This is a genomic window from Paraburkholderia sp. SIMBA_054 (genome assembly GCF_046534875.1).
Classification (GTDB): Bacteria; Pseudomonadota; Gammaproteobacteria; order Burkholderiales; family Burkholderiaceae; genus Paraburkholderia; species Paraburkholderia hospita.
Genome location: NZ_JAWRXV010001268.1, coordinates 1 through 252, shown reverse-complemented (window position 1 = coordinate 252; position 252 = coordinate 1). Strand labels below are relative to the sequence as shown.

Sequence of the window (252 nt, the reverse complement as noted above, 5' to 3'; positions counted from 1 at the left end):
ATAGCGATGTGCTGCGGTCAGCAAATCTTCCTTGCTGTCAAAATAGTGGTTTATCAATCCACGTGAAAAACCAGATTCTTCACTGATCGTGTTGATCGTCGAATTCAGATAGCCATGTTTGACTATTGAATTCAGCGTCGCAAGGATCAGATCCTGTCGTCTGATTTCGTTGGTTTGCCTCTTTTTGACAGCTTTCCGCATTCTTTACCTTCTCGAAGGCCGATGACTAACGGCGACACTTATTATTGATAC

1 protein-coding gene is annotated in these 252 nt (G+C 43.3%); it reads right to left on the bottom strand.

What is annotated here, in order from left to right:
- A partial coding sequence (locus SB822_RS59175; protein WP_410859386.1) for a TetR family transcriptional regulator occupies positions 1–201 on the bottom strand: 201 nt, incomplete at its 3' end.
- Positions 202–252 lie beyond the last annotated feature (51 nt).